At 39.6% G+C, this 16,711-nt stretch carries 18 protein-coding genes; 4 read left to right on the forward strand and 14 right to left on the reverse strand.

Features of this window, described 5'->3' with window-relative positions:
* Nucleotides 1-4: 4 nt before the first annotated feature.
* Nucleotides 5-772, reverse strand: a complete 768-nt coding sequence (locus BMX30_RS01660; protein ID WP_090740545.1) for an alpha/beta hydrolase — start codon at nt 770-772, stop codon at nt 5-7.
* Nucleotides 773-1,104: 332 nt separating this feature from the next.
* On the opposite strand from BMX30_RS01660, the gene BMX30_RS01665 reads away from it, so the two are divergent.
* Nucleotides 1,105-1,575 (forward strand): nucleoside deaminase, encoded by a 471-nt coding sequence (locus BMX30_RS01665; RefSeq protein WP_090740547.1) that lies wholly within the window; start codon nt 1,105-1,107, stop codon nt 1,573-1,575.
* 164 nt (nt 1,576-1,739) lie between these two features.
* On the opposite strand, the gene BMX30_RS01670 is transcribed toward BMX30_RS01665, so the two are convergent.
* Nucleotides 1,740-2,384, reverse strand: a complete 645-nt coding sequence (locus BMX30_RS01670) for an SDR family oxidoreductase (RefSeq protein ID WP_090740549.1) — start codon at nt 2,382-2,384, stop codon at nt 1,740-1,742.
* A gap of 257 nt (nt 2,385-2,641) precedes the next feature.
* On the opposite strand from BMX30_RS01670, the gene BMX30_RS01675 reads away from it, so the two are divergent.
* Both BMX30_RS01675 and BMX30_RS01680 read left to right on the forward strand, forming a co-directional pair.
* Complete coding sequence (locus BMX30_RS01675) at nt 2,642-5,188, forward strand: EAL domain-containing protein (RefSeq protein ID WP_090740551.1); 2,547 nt, start codon at nt 2,642-2,644, stop codon at nt 5,186-5,188.
* A 192-nt stretch (nt 5,189-5,380) separates the two neighbouring features.
* Entirely contained in the window at nt 5,381-5,881 is a 501-nt protein-coding gene (locus BMX30_RS01680; RefSeq protein ID WP_090740553.1) for a carboxymuconolactone decarboxylase family protein, read from the forward strand.
* A 207-nt stretch (nt 5,882-6,088) separates the two neighbouring features.
* On the opposite strand, the gene BMX30_RS01685 is transcribed toward BMX30_RS01680, so the two are convergent.
* The 7 genes from BMX30_RS01685 to BMX30_RS01715 all read right to left on the reverse strand — a co-directional run bounded on the left by BMX30_RS01685 (nt 6,089) and on the right by BMX30_RS01715 (nt 12,643).
* Nucleotides 6,089-6,916 carry an ABC transporter permease gene (locus BMX30_RS01685; RefSeq protein WP_090740555.1) on the reverse strand — a complete coding sequence of 276 codons (828 nt, stop codon included), beginning with the start codon at nt 6,914-6,916 and terminating at the stop codon, nt 6,089-6,091.
* Complete coding sequence (locus BMX30_RS01690) at nt 6,913-7,806, reverse strand: ABC transporter ATP-binding protein (RefSeq protein ID WP_244532489.1); 894 nt, start codon at nt 7,804-7,806, stop codon at nt 6,913-6,915. The genes BMX30_RS01685 and BMX30_RS01690 overlap by 4 nt, the downstream gene beginning before the upstream one ends.
* Before the next feature lie 165 nt (nt 7,807-7,971).
* Complete coding sequence (locus tag BMX30_RS01695; RefSeq protein ID WP_090740559.1) at nt 7,972-8,682, reverse strand: ABC transporter ATP-binding protein; 711 nt, start codon at nt 8,680-8,682, stop codon at nt 7,972-7,974.
* A complete protein-coding gene (locus tag BMX30_RS01700; protein ID WP_090740561.1) occupies nt 8,675-9,448 on the reverse strand; it encodes an ABC transporter ATP-binding protein in 774 nt (257 codons plus the stop codon). The genes BMX30_RS01695 and BMX30_RS01700 overlap by 8 nt, the downstream gene beginning before the upstream one ends.
* Complete coding sequence (locus BMX30_RS01705) at nt 9,420-10,397, reverse strand: branched-chain amino acid ABC transporter permease (protein WP_090740563.1); 978 nt, start codon at nt 10,395-10,397, stop codon at nt 9,420-9,422. Before BMX30_RS01705 ends, BMX30_RS01700 begins: the two co-directional genes overlap by 29 nt.
* 12 nt (nt 10,398-10,409) lie before the next feature.
* Nucleotides 10,410-11,285 (reverse strand): branched-chain amino acid ABC transporter permease, encoded by an 876-nt coding sequence (locus BMX30_RS01710; protein ID WP_090740565.1) that lies wholly within the window; start codon nt 11,283-11,285, stop codon nt 10,410-10,412.
* Between the two features lie 197 nt (nt 11,286-11,482).
* The gene (locus tag BMX30_RS01715) at nt 11,483-12,643 is read right to left on the reverse strand and encodes an ABC transporter substrate-binding protein (protein WP_090740568.1); all 1,161 of its coding nucleotides are present in this window, start codon (nt 12,641-12,643) and stop codon (nt 11,483-11,485) included.
* A gap of 385 nt (nt 12,644-13,028) precedes the next feature.
* On the opposite strand from BMX30_RS01715, the gene BMX30_RS01720 reads away from it, so the two are divergent.
* Nucleotides 13,029-13,319: a hypothetical protein gene (locus BMX30_RS01720; RefSeq protein WP_090740570.1), complete on the forward strand. Its 291-nt coding sequence runs from the start codon at nt 13,029-13,031 to the stop codon at nt 13,317-13,319.
* Between the two features lie 31 nt (nt 13,320-13,350).
* Here the strand turns inward: BMX30_RS01720 and BMX30_RS01725 are convergent, their stop codons facing one another.
* From BMX30_RS01725 to nirD, 5 genes are all read right to left on the reverse strand, one after another.
* Nucleotides 13,351-13,914 carry a GNAT family N-acetyltransferase gene (locus BMX30_RS01725; RefSeq protein WP_090740572.1) on the reverse strand — a complete coding sequence of 188 codons (564 nt, stop codon included), beginning with the start codon at nt 13,912-13,914 and terminating at the stop codon, nt 13,351-13,353.
* Between the two features lie 112 nt (nt 13,915-14,026).
* A complete protein-coding gene (locus tag BMX30_RS01730) occupies nt 14,027-14,311 on the reverse strand; it encodes a restriction endonuclease (protein WP_090740574.1) in 285 nt (94 codons plus the stop codon).
* A gap of 344 nt (nt 14,312-14,655) precedes the next feature.
* Entirely contained in the window at nt 14,656-15,444 is a 789-nt protein-coding gene (gene cobA, locus BMX30_RS01735; RefSeq protein WP_090740576.1) for a uroporphyrinogen-III C-methyltransferase, read from the reverse strand.
* Nucleotides 15,445-15,462: 18 nt separating this feature from the next.
* Complete coding sequence (locus BMX30_RS01740) at nt 15,463-16,311, reverse strand: formate/nitrite transporter family protein (protein ID WP_090740578.1); 849 nt, start codon at nt 16,309-16,311, stop codon at nt 15,463-15,465.
* Between the two features lie 71 nt (nt 16,312-16,382).
* Nucleotides 16,383-16,706, reverse strand: coding sequence for a nitrite reductase small subunit NirD (gene nirD / locus BMX30_RS01745; protein ID WP_090740580.1), 324 nt, complete (start codon nt 16,704-16,706; stop codon nt 16,383-16,385).
* Nucleotides 16,707-16,711 lie beyond the last annotated feature (5 nt).

Below are 16,711 nucleotides of genomic sequence, written 5' to 3' on the forward strand. Positions count from 1 at the left end.
TATATTAATAGGTTGTTACTAGCTCATTAATCAATTGGCTTTGAACAAAACGGTGCACGTGTTCGACAATGACTTCCTTGTCATTGTCCATTGAGGCTACATGGTATGAATTTTCTAGAGTAGCCATTGCTTTTATCTTTGATCCAACATTTTTATAGATAAAATCTGTGTTGGTTGGTGGAATGACATGATCAACGGTAGATTTGATACATAAAATTGGACTAGTGATCTCTTCTAACAATGCGGGTGTATTCTCCATCAATTCTTGAAGTTGATGGATCGCATGCAATGGTGTTTTGTGATACGTTATTTCATAAACCCCCTTAGCCTTTATATCTGGTTCGCCTTCGGGAATATATTTCGGAGTTTGCTGCTGCTTTAAATACTCGAATGAAGGTAAAGTTAAAGCGGCATTAACGGTCACAACCCCTTTGATTTCGGGATATTTTTGAGCCATCTTGAGGGTTAAGGTCCCCCCCATCGATTGGCCAACCATGAAGACAGTGGAGCATTGTTCTGCTAAAAATTGATACCCTCTCTCCAATTCGGCGAACCAATCCTCATGGGTAGCCTTTTCGAGGTCATGATAATGAGTGCCATGTCCAGGTAAACGTGGTGCTAATACGGTGTAGCCATGATCTGCAAACCTCTCACCAATATAACGGACACTTTGTGGCGTTCCTACAAATCCGTGCGAGATTAGAATTCCTATGTCATTGCCTTTATAATAAAATGCTTCCGCACCTTCGATTACCGGATATTTTTCTTTCATATTTATAACCTCCTTAAGTCCCGTGAAGCTTGATTACCCGATTGGGTTCCTCTTTTGCCGTCGTTTCTTACCTAAATTCATCATAACCTTAGTATTCCTAGTTGTAAAGTATGAATTAAATAATCAGAGCCTATATTCCTCTAATACAGGAGGGATTAAAGAACTTTGTTAAGTTTCCTTCCATTTTTATATGAAATCAGCGAAAAACCCTATATGATAATGTAAATCCCTTTTAGATGGAAACAAAATCTTACGTCAGCTCGTTTTATGACAGAAGTTCCGGATTTTAATCCGTCGTTATGGGTGGCTATTTTAATAGATGGGTGGAGTGAGTGTTCATGGATAAGTTTATGGAGATGGCTGTGCAGCTTGCACTTGATAATGTGAGAGGCAATACAGGGGGACCTTTTGGCGCTATCGTTGTGAAAGACGGTGAAATCGTGGGAGTTGGTCAAAATAATGTAACCCGTCTAAAAGATCCTACCGCCCATGCTGAGGTACAGGCAATTAGGGATGCTTGTCATTTTTTTAGTTCCTATCAACTAGATGATTGTGAGATCTATACGAGTTGTGAACCTTGCCCAATGTGCCTAGGCGCTATCTTTTGGGCTCGTCCGAAGGCAGTCTACTATGCTTGTACAAAAGAAGATGCAGCTAAAATTGGCTTTGATGATCAATTTATCTATGAGCAACTCGAGGTCCCTCATGAAGACAGACAAATCCCGATGATGAAGGTTTCCCCTAAAAATTCCGATGCCCCTTTTCAGGCTTGGGATTGTTCAAGTGAAAAAGTTAGTTATTAATCTAAGGGCATAATAGCCTCATTGGTACCACATACGCCTTTGCTTAGTCGTTACAAAGGGCACCTAGAAACCTCATAATTGGCGCCCTTTGTCCCCTTCTTTGACTACATAGGTCAACTAAAAACTTCTAAGTTACCTTTTGATTTGACTATGTCTGTAAAGTGTTAAATTTTCTTTAATGCTTCAAAGATTGGCGTGTCTCCACTAACAACATCGAAGGATTTTTTATACGTATTTTTTTCATTTAATGATTCAAAGATAATTTTTGCGACGTCTTCACGTGGGATTGAACTTCTCTCAACATTTTCTGCAGCAGAAATTAATCCTGTACCTGGTTCATTGAGAAGTCCACCTGGTCGGATGATCGTGTAGGTTAAATCACTTTGCATAACAGCTCTATCTGCATAATGTTTGGCCACATAATAAGGTCTGATTTTTTCGTTCCAATTTTCTCTTTTGTGAGCTTGAAGGGCACTCACCATAATGAATCGTTTAATCCCTAACTTTTCTGCCGCCTCAACCGTTTTTACCGCGCCGTCTAAATCAATTAGTAGGGTTTTGTCTGGACCTGTTTTTCCACCAGACCCTGCAGTAAAGACAATCGCATCGCAGCCCTTTGCAGCCTCGGCAATCTCATCCACTGTTCCTTCTAGACTAGCCAAAGCTGTTTCAATCCCCAGCTTTTGTAGGGCGTCTTGTTGCTCTTCTTTTCTAACCATCGCTTTAACGGTATGTTCCTTGCTTTCATTTAAAAGTGTAACGAGATGGCGACCAATTTGCCCATTCGCTCCTACAACAAAAACCTTCATGGTATCATGCTCCTTTCAGAGTTCTATTTTCATTCTATTATAAGTACTCCCTATATCTCCAATAATTGAATTCAGTTCTTAAACACGAACTTAATTTTAACCTCCTCTAAATTTTTTTGTGATTAATTTAACAGTTATCATTGAAAACCAATGGTAAATTTTGATTTAATGTATAAATATAATGTTTCTAGTCGAATTCATTTGTATAATGAAAAGCGGGAGAGAGAACAACTTCATGTAATAAAGGTGGTCATTTTTTGAACTTGGGGGAACCTAGAAAAAAACTAACATCCTACTTAAACAGAACAGAATCAGAATTTTATCAAGAAATGTTTACGATTCACCCAGATGCCATTTATGTGATTGATAAATATGGTTACTTAATGGAATGCAACAAAGGGTTTTTCCAACTAACCGGGTATAAGGCGGATGAATGTATTGGGCAGCCAGTTTATCAGCTGATTCATCCAGATGATCGAACAAAAGTAATGAATTTCATACAAAAATCCTTCAATGGTAAAGCTTCTCGAAGACAATATAGATTCGTTCAAAAGAGTGGTATAGTAAAGAATGTTTGGACGGATGCAGCACCAATATATAGTGAAGAGGGTAAGACAATAGGGCTTTTTATTATTGGAAAAGATGTGACCCAAGAAAAGGAAATCAACGAAATAAAATTACAACAAGAGAAACGATTTAGTTCTTTGATTAAAAACTCACACGATATCATCAGTATTATTGATGAAAATATGAGGCTTAACTACCAGAGTCCCTCCATTGAAAACGTACTCGGGTATCCGTATGAAGAAGTTTTGGAAATCCTATCAAATGATCTTTTTGCCCTAATGCATCCGGATGACCACGAACTTGCAATACTTAAATTACGTGATCTTTATAACAGCCACAATGGTAAGCTTTCCATGGAATTACGGCTTAAACATCAAAATGGGGAATGGCGAAACTTTCAAATCACAGGCTCAAATCTTTTACATGATGAAAATGTTAATGGTGTAGTAGTTAATTACCAGGACATCACGGATATAAAAAAGGCACAAGAAGAAGTTCACTATATGGCTTTTCATGACTATTTGACCGATTTACCCAATCGAAGATACTTAGAACAAAAACTTGAATCAGAACTGAGAATGAAAAAAGGCACGGAATTAAAGTTAGCTGTGATGTTTATTGACTTAGATCAATTTAAATTCATTAATGATACCTTAGGACATGATACAGGTGATAAAGTCTTAATTGAGGTAGCGCAAACATTAAAAAGTTGCGTCTGGGATAGCGATGTTGTGGCCAGGTTAGCTGGCGATGAATTCATTATCTTACTAACGAACCAAACGAGTATCGAATGTGTAAAAAAGATTGCGCAAAAGATTATCGAGGTTTTTGAAAGACCTTTTAATGTTGACCAATTCGAACTATTTATTACTGCAAGCATTGGTATCAGTCTTTTCCCCGATTCTGGAGAGGATAGTAAATCCTTAATGAAAAACGCTGATCTAGCCATGTACCTAGCAAAAGACAATGGGAAAAATGGTTTTCAGGTTTTTACACCGACCATGAATATAAAGTCTTATAAAACCTTTACTTTTCAAAACGATCTCAGGAAAGCATTAAAACAAGATCAGTTTGAACTATACTATCAGCCAAAGGTTTGCACGAGGACAAATAAGATTGTTGGCGCAGAGGCACTTATCCGGTGGAAACACCCTGAATGGGGAATGGTTCCTCCCTCAGAGTTTATCTTCTTGGCAGAAGAATCTGGATTTATTATTCAAATTGGAGAATGGGTTCTTAGGAATGTTTGTAGACAAATTAAATTATGGGAACAAGAAGGATTTGAACCAATTATAATTTCACTTAATTTTTCAGTTCTACAAATCCTGCAAACGGATATAGTCCAAACCATTTCTACTATTTTAGAAGATTCAAAAATAAGCGGGACCCTCTTAGAAATCGAAATTACTGAAAGCATGATATTAGAGAAGGAATCTGAGGTTTCAAATACGATAGATGAAATCCGCCAATTGGGTGTAGGGGTTGCCCTTGATGATTTCGGTACAGGTTATTCCTCATTAGGCTCATTAAGAAACTTTAATTTTGATACGATTAAATTGGATAAATCATTTATTCGTGACATTCACCACAATGAGGAAAGCAAGGCGATTATTAAATTTATTATTAATCTTGCCCGTGAATTAAAGATAAATGTTGTTGCTGAAGGGGTTGAGTATGAGGAGCAACTCACTCTTCTTCGCCATCTAGAATGCGACGAAATTCAGGGATATTTGTTTAGTAGACCGAAGCCTGTTGAAGAATTCGAAAAAATGCTTGTAGAAAAATCAGTTTCATTTGAAAGTGAAGTATATATGAAACCAGAAAACCGGAATGACTTTAGAATTTCCTTCCCCTACCCTCTTGAGGCTGATATGACAATTGTCGAACTCAACGGGAAGGTAATTCAACTGGGAAAAACCAATGTTTTAATTGAGGATATGGGTCCAAAAGGACTTAGGTTCGTGACCGATATTAAGCTCCCACTGGATACAGCGATGACGATTAAATTTACAACGCAACTCTTTGGCAAGTTCATTACGAATTATGGTAAGTTAGTCTTTCAACAAGAACTAGGAGACCTTTATCAGTGTGGTGTTGAATTTTTGCCGCATGAGCAAAACAGCCCTATGTTAAAGAAGCTATTGACTCAGCTTGAGGAGGAATTAAAGCATCATCCGCTAATCGAAGAGTCGAATTTCATTACTACTAATAAACTCGATTATTTTATAAATAACTAACAAGAACGGCCGTCTATACTAAAGACGGCCGTTTTATATCGGAGTCATACCTTAAATGACAAAGGTTCCAGTAGCCTAGAGTTTCTAGTATGGCAGGCTTCAGATTTTCATAAATTCAATTAGAAAACGTGTGCAATGGACGAGTTTGTGTTAAGATTATTTAGAATATTCTAATATGAAGGTTGGGATACTATGGTGGTTCAGTATGATGAAAAAACGGAGAAAGTTCTCCAAGAAGTAAAGGAATATTACGGGTCGATTCCTCAGACTTATTACGCGACTGCAGACGCGGGGGTATTACCTAGACTGTGGGCCTTAGCTGGAGTGACGTTCAGAACTGGCGCAGCTGAACACGAAGATAAACGAATCTGTGCAGCTGTGATTGCCCACACCTTAGGAATTCAGGGATTGCTTGAGGCACACTTAATGATTTTAAAACACCAGATGGGCTGGAATCGCGAGCAGTTTGAACAACTTTTACAAGAAACCTACCCTGCTCGCATGAATGATAGACAGATTTTAGTCGCTAAACTAGCCAAAAGTCTAGCTGCTAACCCCGTTCATGTGGATAGAGAAGTTTTACAGGGACTTAAAAACCAAGGATTATCAAAAGAAGGCATTGCTGAACTGATTGCTTTACATGGTTTCGTACGGTACATGGCTACATTTGTAAGCGTTTACGACATGGCTTAATGTATTTTAGTAGATTGATAGCTTCAATACTTATTCTTGACCTGTGCCTTATATTTGGTACAGGTCAAGTTATTTTCGGTTCTCCCTCAGTTTTTTCATCTGTTTAGGCTGTGTATACGTGACTGTTGTTTTTACTTAAGCTAAAGGTAAACGCATTGAACCGACCTATTCGCTTATCCATAATATTTAAGAGTCTCGTTCTTACTGTTAATGTATTTGCTTTTCAAACAACACATGACGATCATTCAGCTTAGTGATGCGTTGAAGAAGGATTAGATTAAGTAATAGGATTGCTGCGGAAATCATCAGGGTGATTTCTACACCAACTAGAAACAAGCCGCTAGCTTGGCCGGCAATCATTCCGATTACTGGGAGGATAATGATTCCCGAAATATTTTGTGCTTCTTGGTACGTCTTTACCCTTGATGAGATAAATAGATTTAATAGTACCGTCATTAATGTAACCATCGGCGATAAGCATGTTATAAGAACTATCCAGTTGCCTGATGGGAAAATGATTTCCTGAAATAACTGGTACCCTAATCCATTTATAATTAGTCCGCAAAGAATAAAACTGATAACTGAAACGAGAAAAGACGGTATAAAAGAGGCTACCGTTTTACTGATAAATAACGTTTTAATTGATACTGGTGAAAACAATAAACTCTCCAATGTCCGACGCTCCTTCTCCCCTACAAAACTATTGGCGGCAACGACACTTGCTGTGATGATCGGAACCAGTAAAAATAACGAAGGTAGGATATAGTTGATGAAAAGATAGACGATTTGTTGCTCTGGTGTCTCAGCGATCCTCTGTTTCGTTCCTATTTCATTTAAAAACATATCCAACATTTTCTGCATATCCGCCCCCATTGCCTTTTCAAGATCAAACAACAAAGCGGAACCAATCAAAATCGTTGGAAATACGATGGAAAAGATAATCGGGATGATGATAATCGTTGTTAATAAACTTTTCGTCCGATAAATGTCCCGTAAATCTTTTTTTATGATTGCTTTCATCATCCTCTTATTCATCGATTGATCTTCTCCCTTACTTTAAAATAGATCGATTCAAGGTCATTATTAGCTATCTCGACAGAATAAACACGATGATGTTTCAGTAGTTCTTTTAAAATAGTCGAAATTTCTTCTTTAGAAGGAAGCGTAATTGTCATTCCATTTTCGAACTTTTCGCATCGAAAGCCTAGAAAAGTTTTCTCCTGTGGAACATAATCCGTTGAAACACTTACAACGATTTCGGTTAAATATTTTTGCTCGAGCTCTTGTTTAGAGCCTTGTTCAACTATTGTTTTGTTTTCTAAAAAAGCGAAGGAATCACAAATCGGTTCAAGTTGATGAAGCACATGTGAACAGAGAATAATCGTGGTGCCTGTTTGTTGATTGTAGGTTTTAAGGTAGGAGAGAACCATTTTAATCCCATCAGGGTCTAATCCGTTGGTAGGCTCATCTAAGAACAAAATCTTGGGATTATGTAACAACGCTTTTGAGAGGGCGAGCCGCTTTTTCATCCCGGTACTGTATGTACCAACTGGTTTATGTTGATGGTCTACTAGCTCGAATAATTCAAGCAATCTCTTAATTTGAGCATTATCCTCAACACCATAAAGTTCAGCAAAGAATTCTAGATTCTCTAATCCACTCATTTGGTGATAAAGACCGGCACTTTCTGTGACAATCCCCGATATCGCCCTGATGTCGTCACTCTGGGTGGGACTTAGCCCCATGATTGAAATCGTCCCAGCATCCGCTTTAATCACCCCGTTTAAAATCCGAATTACCGTGGTCTTCCCCGCCCCATTTGGACCTAAAAGGCCAACAATTTCCCCTGCTTTCACCTGAAAATCAACATCCTTTAACACTTGTTGACTCCCAAAGGATTTCGAAACTCCCCTAACCTCGATCATCTCAACCACTTATACTCCTCCTCGTAAATGGTAAATAACTGGATGGTGCCTGGCACCTAGGATAACTTTACTATAAATGACAGGATGTTTATTTAAAAGAATTTTTTTCCAATTTTCTCGTGCAAAAAAGGCTGACATCTGTGTGTCAGCCTGTGTTGTAAGTATTTAACTAGATTTACGACCTAGATATGCTTCCATGATTCGTGGATCGTTTAGGAGGTCTGATGATTTTCCATCTGCGATGATTTTACCTGTTTCTAGTACATAACCATAATCAGAGACTTTCAACGCTTGTCTGGCGTTTTGTTCAACTAGTAGCACGGTTGTGCCGGTTTGGTTGATTTCTTTGATGATCTTAAAAATATCTGCGACAACGAGCGGTGCAAGTCCCATGGAAGGCTCATCTAGAAGCAAAAGCTTTGGACGGCTCATAATCGCTCGAGCGATTGCAAGCATTTGTTGCTGGCCACCGGAAAGTGTTCCGCCAAGCTGTTTCTCTCTTTCTTTTAAAATTGGAAAGCGTGCAAACATCCTTTCGAGATCCTGGTCGATTTCATTGTCTTTTCGATGGTAAGCTCCCATTTCAAGGTTCTCTAAAACCGTCATTCCAGCAAGGATTTGGCGCCCTTCTGGAACGAGCGCAATTCCTTTCTTTAACTGCTGGTCAGGTCTTAAGCCGGTTACGTCCTCACCGAGAAATTCGATTTTCCCCTCTTGTGGTTTTAATAAACCAGAAATCGTCTTCATTGTCGTCGTTTTCCCTGCTCCGTTGGCACCGAGTATCGTGACAATGCTTCCTTCTTCGACTTCAAGTGATATATTTTTTAAGACTTGAATTTTCCCGTAAAAGGCATTGATTCCATTTACCTTAAGCATATTCTTCTTCCTCCTCACTTCCGAGGTAGGCCTCGATGACTTGTGGGTTGTTTTGAATTTCTGTTGGCGTTCCTTCTGCAATCTTTTTGCCGAAATTGAGTACGGCAATTCGGTCACATAACTTCATGACAAGTGGCATATCATGCTCAATTAATAGAACTGTAACCCCTCTAGACTGAATCTTTTTAATTAATTGAAATAAGTCATCCGTTTCCGTCTCGTTCATCCCTGCGGCCGGTTCATCTAATAAAAGCAGATTCGGGTCGCTTGCCATGGCACGAGCAATTTCTAATCTTCGCTGCTGTCCATAAGCGAGGTTTTCTGCCGATACTTCAGCAAAGTCTTTAAGTCCCACGAATTCAAGCAATTCTGTTGCACGCGAACGGATATGTTCTTCTTCTTTCCGCTGCGATTTTGTTCGGAAAACACTACTTAACACACCAGATTTGCTTCGGCAATGAACACCAACCATGACATTCTCTTCCGCTGTCATCAGAGGGAAGAGACGAATGTTTTGGAACGTTCGGCAAATGCCTTTTTCGGTAATCTTATTCGGTTTTAATCCATTGATGTTCTCTTCCTTAAAAATGACCTCACCTGATGACAACGGAAACATTGACGTAATCAAATTAAACATCGTTGTTTTCCCAGCGCCATTTGGTCCAATCAGGCCAAAAATCTCACCTTTTTGAATCGAAAAAGAGACATCAGAAACTGCAGCGAGACCACCGAAGTTTTTACATGCTTTTTTCACTTCTAGAACCATGTTTGACACCCCTTTTCGAAACTTTCGATTTAATCCAATTGATGATAGTTACATCAATAAGGCCTTGTGGACGGACAGCCATCAAGATGATAATCATTAAACCATAAATCATATAACGATATTCACTGATAAAGCGCAACACCTCTGGTAAGAAGGTAAGGAAAATTGCACCAAATATTGGTCCCCAGATTACTTCACTTCCACCGAAGATAGTAAATACTAAAATATCGACGGCTCGATGGTATGAAAAGTCAGCCGGGCTAATATAGGCAAGAACATGAGCATATAAACTACCAGCAAACCCTGCAAGTAATGCCCCTTGCGTAAAAGCTAAAACCTTATAATACGTGATATTGATTCCCATTGATTCGGCCGCTTTTTCATCAAGATTGATGGCCGCATAGGCACGTCCGACACGAGAGCGACTTTGTCTCCTGAAGAACCAAACTAGGAATACAGTAATCACTAAAAGTAGAAAAAAGATACTTAGAAAGATAAATTGATTGTTTTGAAGACCTAAGCTTTGCGGGTTAAACCCAAACTCTTTAAACGTTTTAAGGATCTCACGTCCAATATGGGGAATCCCCGATATTCCAACCGATCCTTTCGTTAACGATTCCCAGTTAACAAACACAACCCTGATAACTTCACCAAACCCTAGGGTAACAATCGCTAAATAGACACCTTGTAGCCTTAGGGTAGGAACACCGATCAAAATACCAAACAAACCTGCGATTAATGTTCCAGCAATAACACCTACTATAATCGGGAGCTCAAAATGAATGGTCAAAAGAGCGGAAGTATAAGCTCCCAAGCCCATAAAACCAGCACTAGCTAGTGATAATTGCCCTGTAGATAGTGGGACAAAAACACTTAGGGCGAGAATAATATTGATTAAAACAAAACAGCCAATTTGCAAATAATATGGATTGATAAATTCAGCTAGCATTGGTACACCTTCTTACGTTGTGATTTTTTTACCAAATAAACCTTGTGGTCTGATAAGAAGAATAACGATAATTGCCAAGAAAGCAATCGCATCCTTGTAACCAGAATCTCCGTAGACAACGACGAAGGTTTCTGCTAATCCAAGAATAAGACCACCAGCCATTGCTCCACGTACATTGCCCATTCCACCAAGGATAATAATCGCTAAACCTTTTAATCCCATTGATAATCCCATCTGTGGGTTAACGGAGTTAAAAGCCATCCCGACAAGAATTCCTGCTATTCCACCCATTGCTGAAGCAATGATGACTGTCATCGTAATAATTCTTTTTGTATCGACGCCGAGAAGACTGGCAGTTTCAAGGTTCTCAGCTGTTGCTCTTAAGGCCTTCCCTGCTTTTGTTTTCCCAAGCCAGAAGGAAAGTGCAACCATTAACAGGATCGAAATGACAAAAATAACGATTTGTACTAAATAAACGGTAATCGAACCAATTTGAAAGTTGATTTCTGCAAATGGAGCTTCAAAAGGCCTGTTCCCAGCACCGAACATATGATGGGAAAGGTTTTCCAAGAAAATCGAAACCCCAATCGTACTAATTAAGGGGGCTAAATGCGATACTCCTTGCTTGCTTCGAAGTGGTCTTAAGGCAAAATTTTCGAGAAAATATCCTAAAATGGCTGTAACTAGAATCGCCGCTGCAAAGGCTACCCAAAGTGGGGCATCAAATATCGAGGTTATCATGACACCGATAAAGGCACCGAACATGAAGATTTCCCCGTGTGCCATGTTAATGATGCCAAGGACCCCGAAAACAAGTGTAAAACCAAGGGCTACGATTGCGTAAATACTTCCTAATGTTAATCCGTTAATCAGTTGTTCTATTAACAAGGCATCTCACCTACTTACGTATTTTTTATGAGTCGTTATGAAGGAAAAGGCAGCATAACCCATAGTAAGCATGTAAGCTTTGGGATAACACTGCCCGAAAATGCATTTCATTCATGAATCAAAATTTGAGTAAAAATTGTCTTCATTACTTATGAATTTCACTTTGTCGAACCATGTTGTGTGTGTAGGAGTCTAAATTATTCGAAAACTTTGAAGGCGCCATCTTCAATGACTAATACAGTTGGTGTCATGATAACGTCCCCTTCTGCGTCAAAAGCAAAATCACCTAAGATTCCAGTAATCTTTACTTCTGCTAGTGCATCACGGAAAGCGTCACGGTCATTTGAACCAGCATTTTTCAATGCTTCAGCATAAATGTAAAGAGCGTCGTAAGCTTGTGCAGCAAATTGGTCAGGTTTTTTACCATACTTTTCTTCAAACTTGCTGACAAATTCTTGAACTTTTGGATCGTCCTTCTCCGCGTACCAAGGTGTAGCAACAATTAACCCATCTGCAGCGTCACCAGCGATTTCGATTACTTCTGGAGAGTTAAACCCATTTCCGCCAACAAACGGGACGTCAATTCCCATTTTACGGGCTTGGTCCATAATAACGGCTCCTTCATTATATAGAGCAGAAGCTAGAATTAAGTCTGGATTTAAGCCTTTGATCTTTGTTAACTGAGCGTTATAGTCTGATTGACCTTTTTGGAAGGTTTCAATCGTTAAAATTTCTAAGCCCTTTTCCTCGGCAGCAGCTTTCATCGTATCGAATCCCGACTTTGTGAATACATCATCGTTTCCATAAAGGATGGCTACTTTTTTGGCATCGTACTTCTCAATTGCTTTATCAATCGATGCAGGGATGGCTAGTGCTTCAGGAAGAGAGTTACGGAAAATATATTCGCCGATTTGTGGAATTCCTTCAGCAGTTGTCGAAGTTCCGATTGTTGGCACACCATTTAAATCAGCTTCAGGTCCAACTACATTCATTTCTGTACTAAGGGTTGGTCCAATTAAAGCTGTTACGTTCTCTGAGTTCATTAGCTTTTGTGCAGCTGTTAACGCTTGGTCCTGTTTTCCGGCAGAATCTTCAATAATTAGGTTAATTTCTACCTCACCTTTTGCGTTGATTTCTTCAAGCGCTAACTCTAGCCCGCTTGTGATTGCTTCTCCGTATGCAGCCCCTGATCCACTAAGATAAGAAACAACACCGATATCCGCTTTTACTACTCCACCGTCGGTTGCTTGTCCATCAGCTTCCCCAGATGTTTGTTCTCCGCCACCTCCACAGGCAGCTAAAGCAAGCATACTTGCCAATGCGGAAAACTGTGCCACTTTTTTAATTGTCCTTTTCATTCTCTTACCCCCATTGTTTTGAATTATCTTAATATTTCAAAAGCCTATTCTTATTTAAATACAAAACTTCAAGATTGTAAACCATATTGATATAATATTCTGAAAAAAACTGAAAAATATTTATTTGAGGACCTATTAACAATCCTATCCAATTAGAAAGTTAAGTTCATTCATGTCAGGACTATTTTCCTAACGAATACCGATTGTATCCATTTTTATGAACCATTGGGTCCTAACAAAGTTAAAAGTTAAATAGATTCTAGCTAAAGGGGCAAGAACAATATTGTTATTATAATCCTCGATTTATGCTTACACGGTGCATACCTTTATTTATGTGAGATCAAAATACGGTGGGGAAAATGATGAAGAAAAGAGGAATTAGGTTATGAAGGAAATTTTACAACAAATAAAAGACGATTTAGAAAAGTGCTACAGCAATCCAGAAAGTTTTGATTTGGACCGTAGTATCCAACAACTTCAATTCGCAATCGGGCAAAATGGGGATAAAGGAACGACGCTTGAGGATACGATGACTGCCTTAACTCAAGCGAAACATGCATTACCCCAGCTCGAGAATGCAGGTGATGTGGCATCCTCTGCTGCATTTGGACAAGCTTTTAATGCACTCGAACATGCATTAAAGTCTTACATGGATACCGACAATGATCCTGTTTAGATAAAAAAACCCTGGAGGGCTCCCCAGGGTTCTAATTGTTTGAGTTCACAATTTTAAAGGATTGGCGATGAAAATTGGTTATATGATTAAAAGCTTCTTTTCCGCTCGAAGGTGGACTGGTTTGATGGAGGGGCAGAACCATCGCAAGGTAAGGCTCCGGAACCCAAATGTAGTGATGGATATAATCATTTAACAATATAAATCCACAGCTTTCCCAAAAGTGGATCCGGTTAAGGTTTTCACTTGCTTTCTCGGCTTCTACCTCTAACAAAATTGACTGAAAACTTTGCTGATTTACAGCCCAATTTTTGATGTAAAGGGATAACTCGTTACCTATTCCTTGTCGTTGGTTGGCCTTTTTCACAGCTAAATAGTCAATGATGAGGTATTGCGACTCTTTAGTGGATCCAGTCAACGCCATTGCAACCGGTTTGTTTTCTTCGATTCCAATATGAAAGGTGCATAGGCCTTTTTCAAACATATTTCGGATAATTTTCTCTGGTTTTGCGCCATGATCAGGAAAAGCCTCGTAATAAATGTCCTTTATGTTCAGCCATAGAGTTTCGTCCCATACGTTGGTGGTGAGGAATTTCATGATCGATATCTCCTTGTCATCTGTGTGGTGAATTATTATCGGGGAGGTATTTTAACCTGCTAAACGGTGCATAATGTTCTTTATCAACCTAGGCGTTTTATTCAATGTAGTGTTACTTCCTCTTCCGCTCTTTAGATTTTTTTATTCTCATTATCTTTGTCGAAGGCTGTTTTCGAATCCATTTGATAAAACGAGCAAGTTTTTCGTCTTCACGAAGCTCTTTTAACGTTGATAGGCGGAGGGCGATTTCCTGGTTTGTGTATAAAGCGTGGATTTGTTTGTGGCATGGAATACATAGATCTGCTGTTTCACCAAAGGTTCCACCCATTTCCTTCGGAAGCAGATGATGAACAGTTGTTTCTACCTCCTTTCTTCCGCAAAGCTCACACATATTCATAAAACTACCTCCTTAGGAACTTACTGATTACATTATTTGCTGTTTTGTCTAAAATATTACGGATTGGAATAAGGTTTTTAGTTAAATACAAGCTGATAAGCTATTTAAGCATCTTGTTCGTTGGTAATGAGGTCGGTTCCTCCCATCTCTTGGAGTTATGCATCGTTTGAACTGAGTTATGCATTAATTATCTTTAGTTATGGATTGATTATGTTCGAATATGGATTGATTCTTCAAAGTTATTGAAAAAATGGTGACTGAATTGTGACAACTATAAACTTCAAATAAAAAAATGCCACAAACAGTTCATGGTACACTGCCAATGACATTTTTATAGTGAATCTTCAATTTGCTAAGCCTTCATTAACCCCTATCTCGCAATAACCTTGGTTTAGTACTTCTAGTTCTCGAATCCTTTCCCTGAAAAGGACCACTTCGCCCACGACAATCATTGCTGGGTTTTGAATATCCTCGTGTTTGACAATACCGACAATTGTAGCCAATGTGCCAGTTACGGTCCGTTGCTCCTTAGTGGTTCCCTGCTGAATAATCGCAACAGGTGTGTTCCTTTTTTTACCGTGTTTTTGCAACTCTTCACATATATAGGATAGGTTCGTTATACCCATATAAATCGCTAGCGTATCTACCCCCTTCGCAAGGTTCTCCCAGTTAACATCTGTTGGTTTTCCGGTGGTGCGATGCCCTGTTACGACGGCAAACGAACTAGCCATTTTTCGATGAGTCACTGGAATACCGGCGTAAGCAGGCACAGCAACACCGGCGGTAATGCCAGGAACGACTTCATACGATAATCCATTTTTAGCGAGCGCTTCAACTTCCTCAGCTCCTCGTCCAAACACAAAGGGGTCGCCCCCTTTTAAGCGCACAACGGTCTTCCCGAGTTTGGTGAACTTAACCAATAAATGATTAATGGTCTCCTGTTTCATCTCGTGAATCCCTGGTTGTTTTCCACAATAGATGAGCTGACAACCAGGTTTTGCTTCGGTTAATAACTCTCGATTCACTAGTCGGTCGTATAAAAGAACATCGGCTTTTTGAATGCATTTTAATGCTTTTACAGTAATTAGGTCTGGATCACCTGGACCAGCTCCAACAATATATGCTTTGCCCATTTTTGCCACTCCCCTATGCTATCCCCTTTGAGTACTTGTGATTGGGGCTTTTGTTTTCGTCATTTTGACCACTTGTTTAGCACTTATTTCCCCGTGTGTTAGATATAAGGCCAAACCTGTAAAAATAAAGCCACTTACGAGATTGCCTGCTAACACAGGGATCTGGTTCCATACCCACCAATCTGTCATCGTTACATCAGCGCCGAGCACCATACCCGCTGGAATAACAAACATATTAACAACCGCGTGCTCAAACCCTTGCGCGAAGAAGATGAGAATCGGCAACCACATCGCAGCGATCTTGCCGATAACGGATTTGGCGGTCATTGCCATCACGGCGCCAAGAGTAACCATCCAATTGCATAACATTGCTTTAACAAACACCACGACCATACCGTCCATTCCAAGACTCTTGTAGCCTAGTGTTTTTGCTTCGGCAACAGCCAAAATTTTGACTGCAACAGCGTTGTCTGTGACATGCCCTAGCTGAGTAACGGCTATCACATAAAGAATCGCATACAATCCACCACCGATGAGATGGCCAACGATGACCCAAAACCAATTCTTCATCATCTCACCCACCGTTGCCTTCTTTTCCATCACGGCGACTGGAATGAGAGCGAAACTTCCTGTTACTAATTCTAGACCTAGTAGAATGATGATCACAAAGGCGGCTGGAAACAGCATCGCTCCAATAAAACCCATTCCTGATTGAACCTCTGCTGTGAACGCCAAGGTGGTTCCAAACCCAAGGAGGGCCCCTGCAAGCCCCCCGCGAATCAGTAAATCTTTAACTGGTAATTTCGCTTTCGCAGCTCCTGCTTGAATCATACTATCCATTACTTGATTCGGACTTACAAATGCCATGGTTCCACTCCTTATCTGGCAGCCTAGTATCTTTCTAAAATCAGAGCTATAGATTGATAGTTTATAACTATTTAGTCTTCAATCAAAATAAACACTTGGTCTTCCTTGATCTCAACAGGATAGGTCTCGACACAACCGATATCAGGTTCCTGCACGTTACCGTCAACGACGCTAATTTTCCAATCATGCATCGGACAAAAAACATAGTCTCCACTGACGATTCCTTCTGCGAGGACTCCTCCTTTATGTGGACAGCGATTTTCAATGGCGCGTATTTTTCCACTTTCTAATTTAAAAACAGCGATTTCTTTCATACCAATTGTGACTGTTTTCCCAAGCTTTTCGGGTAATTCTGAAACTTTACCAACCAATACCGGACGAAGAGTATTTTCCATTCTAG

It is taken from the genome of Mesobacillus persicus (assembly GCF_900109925.1).
GTDB lineage: Bacteria > Bacillota > Bacilli > Bacillales > Cytobacillaceae > Mesobacillus_B > Mesobacillus_B persicus.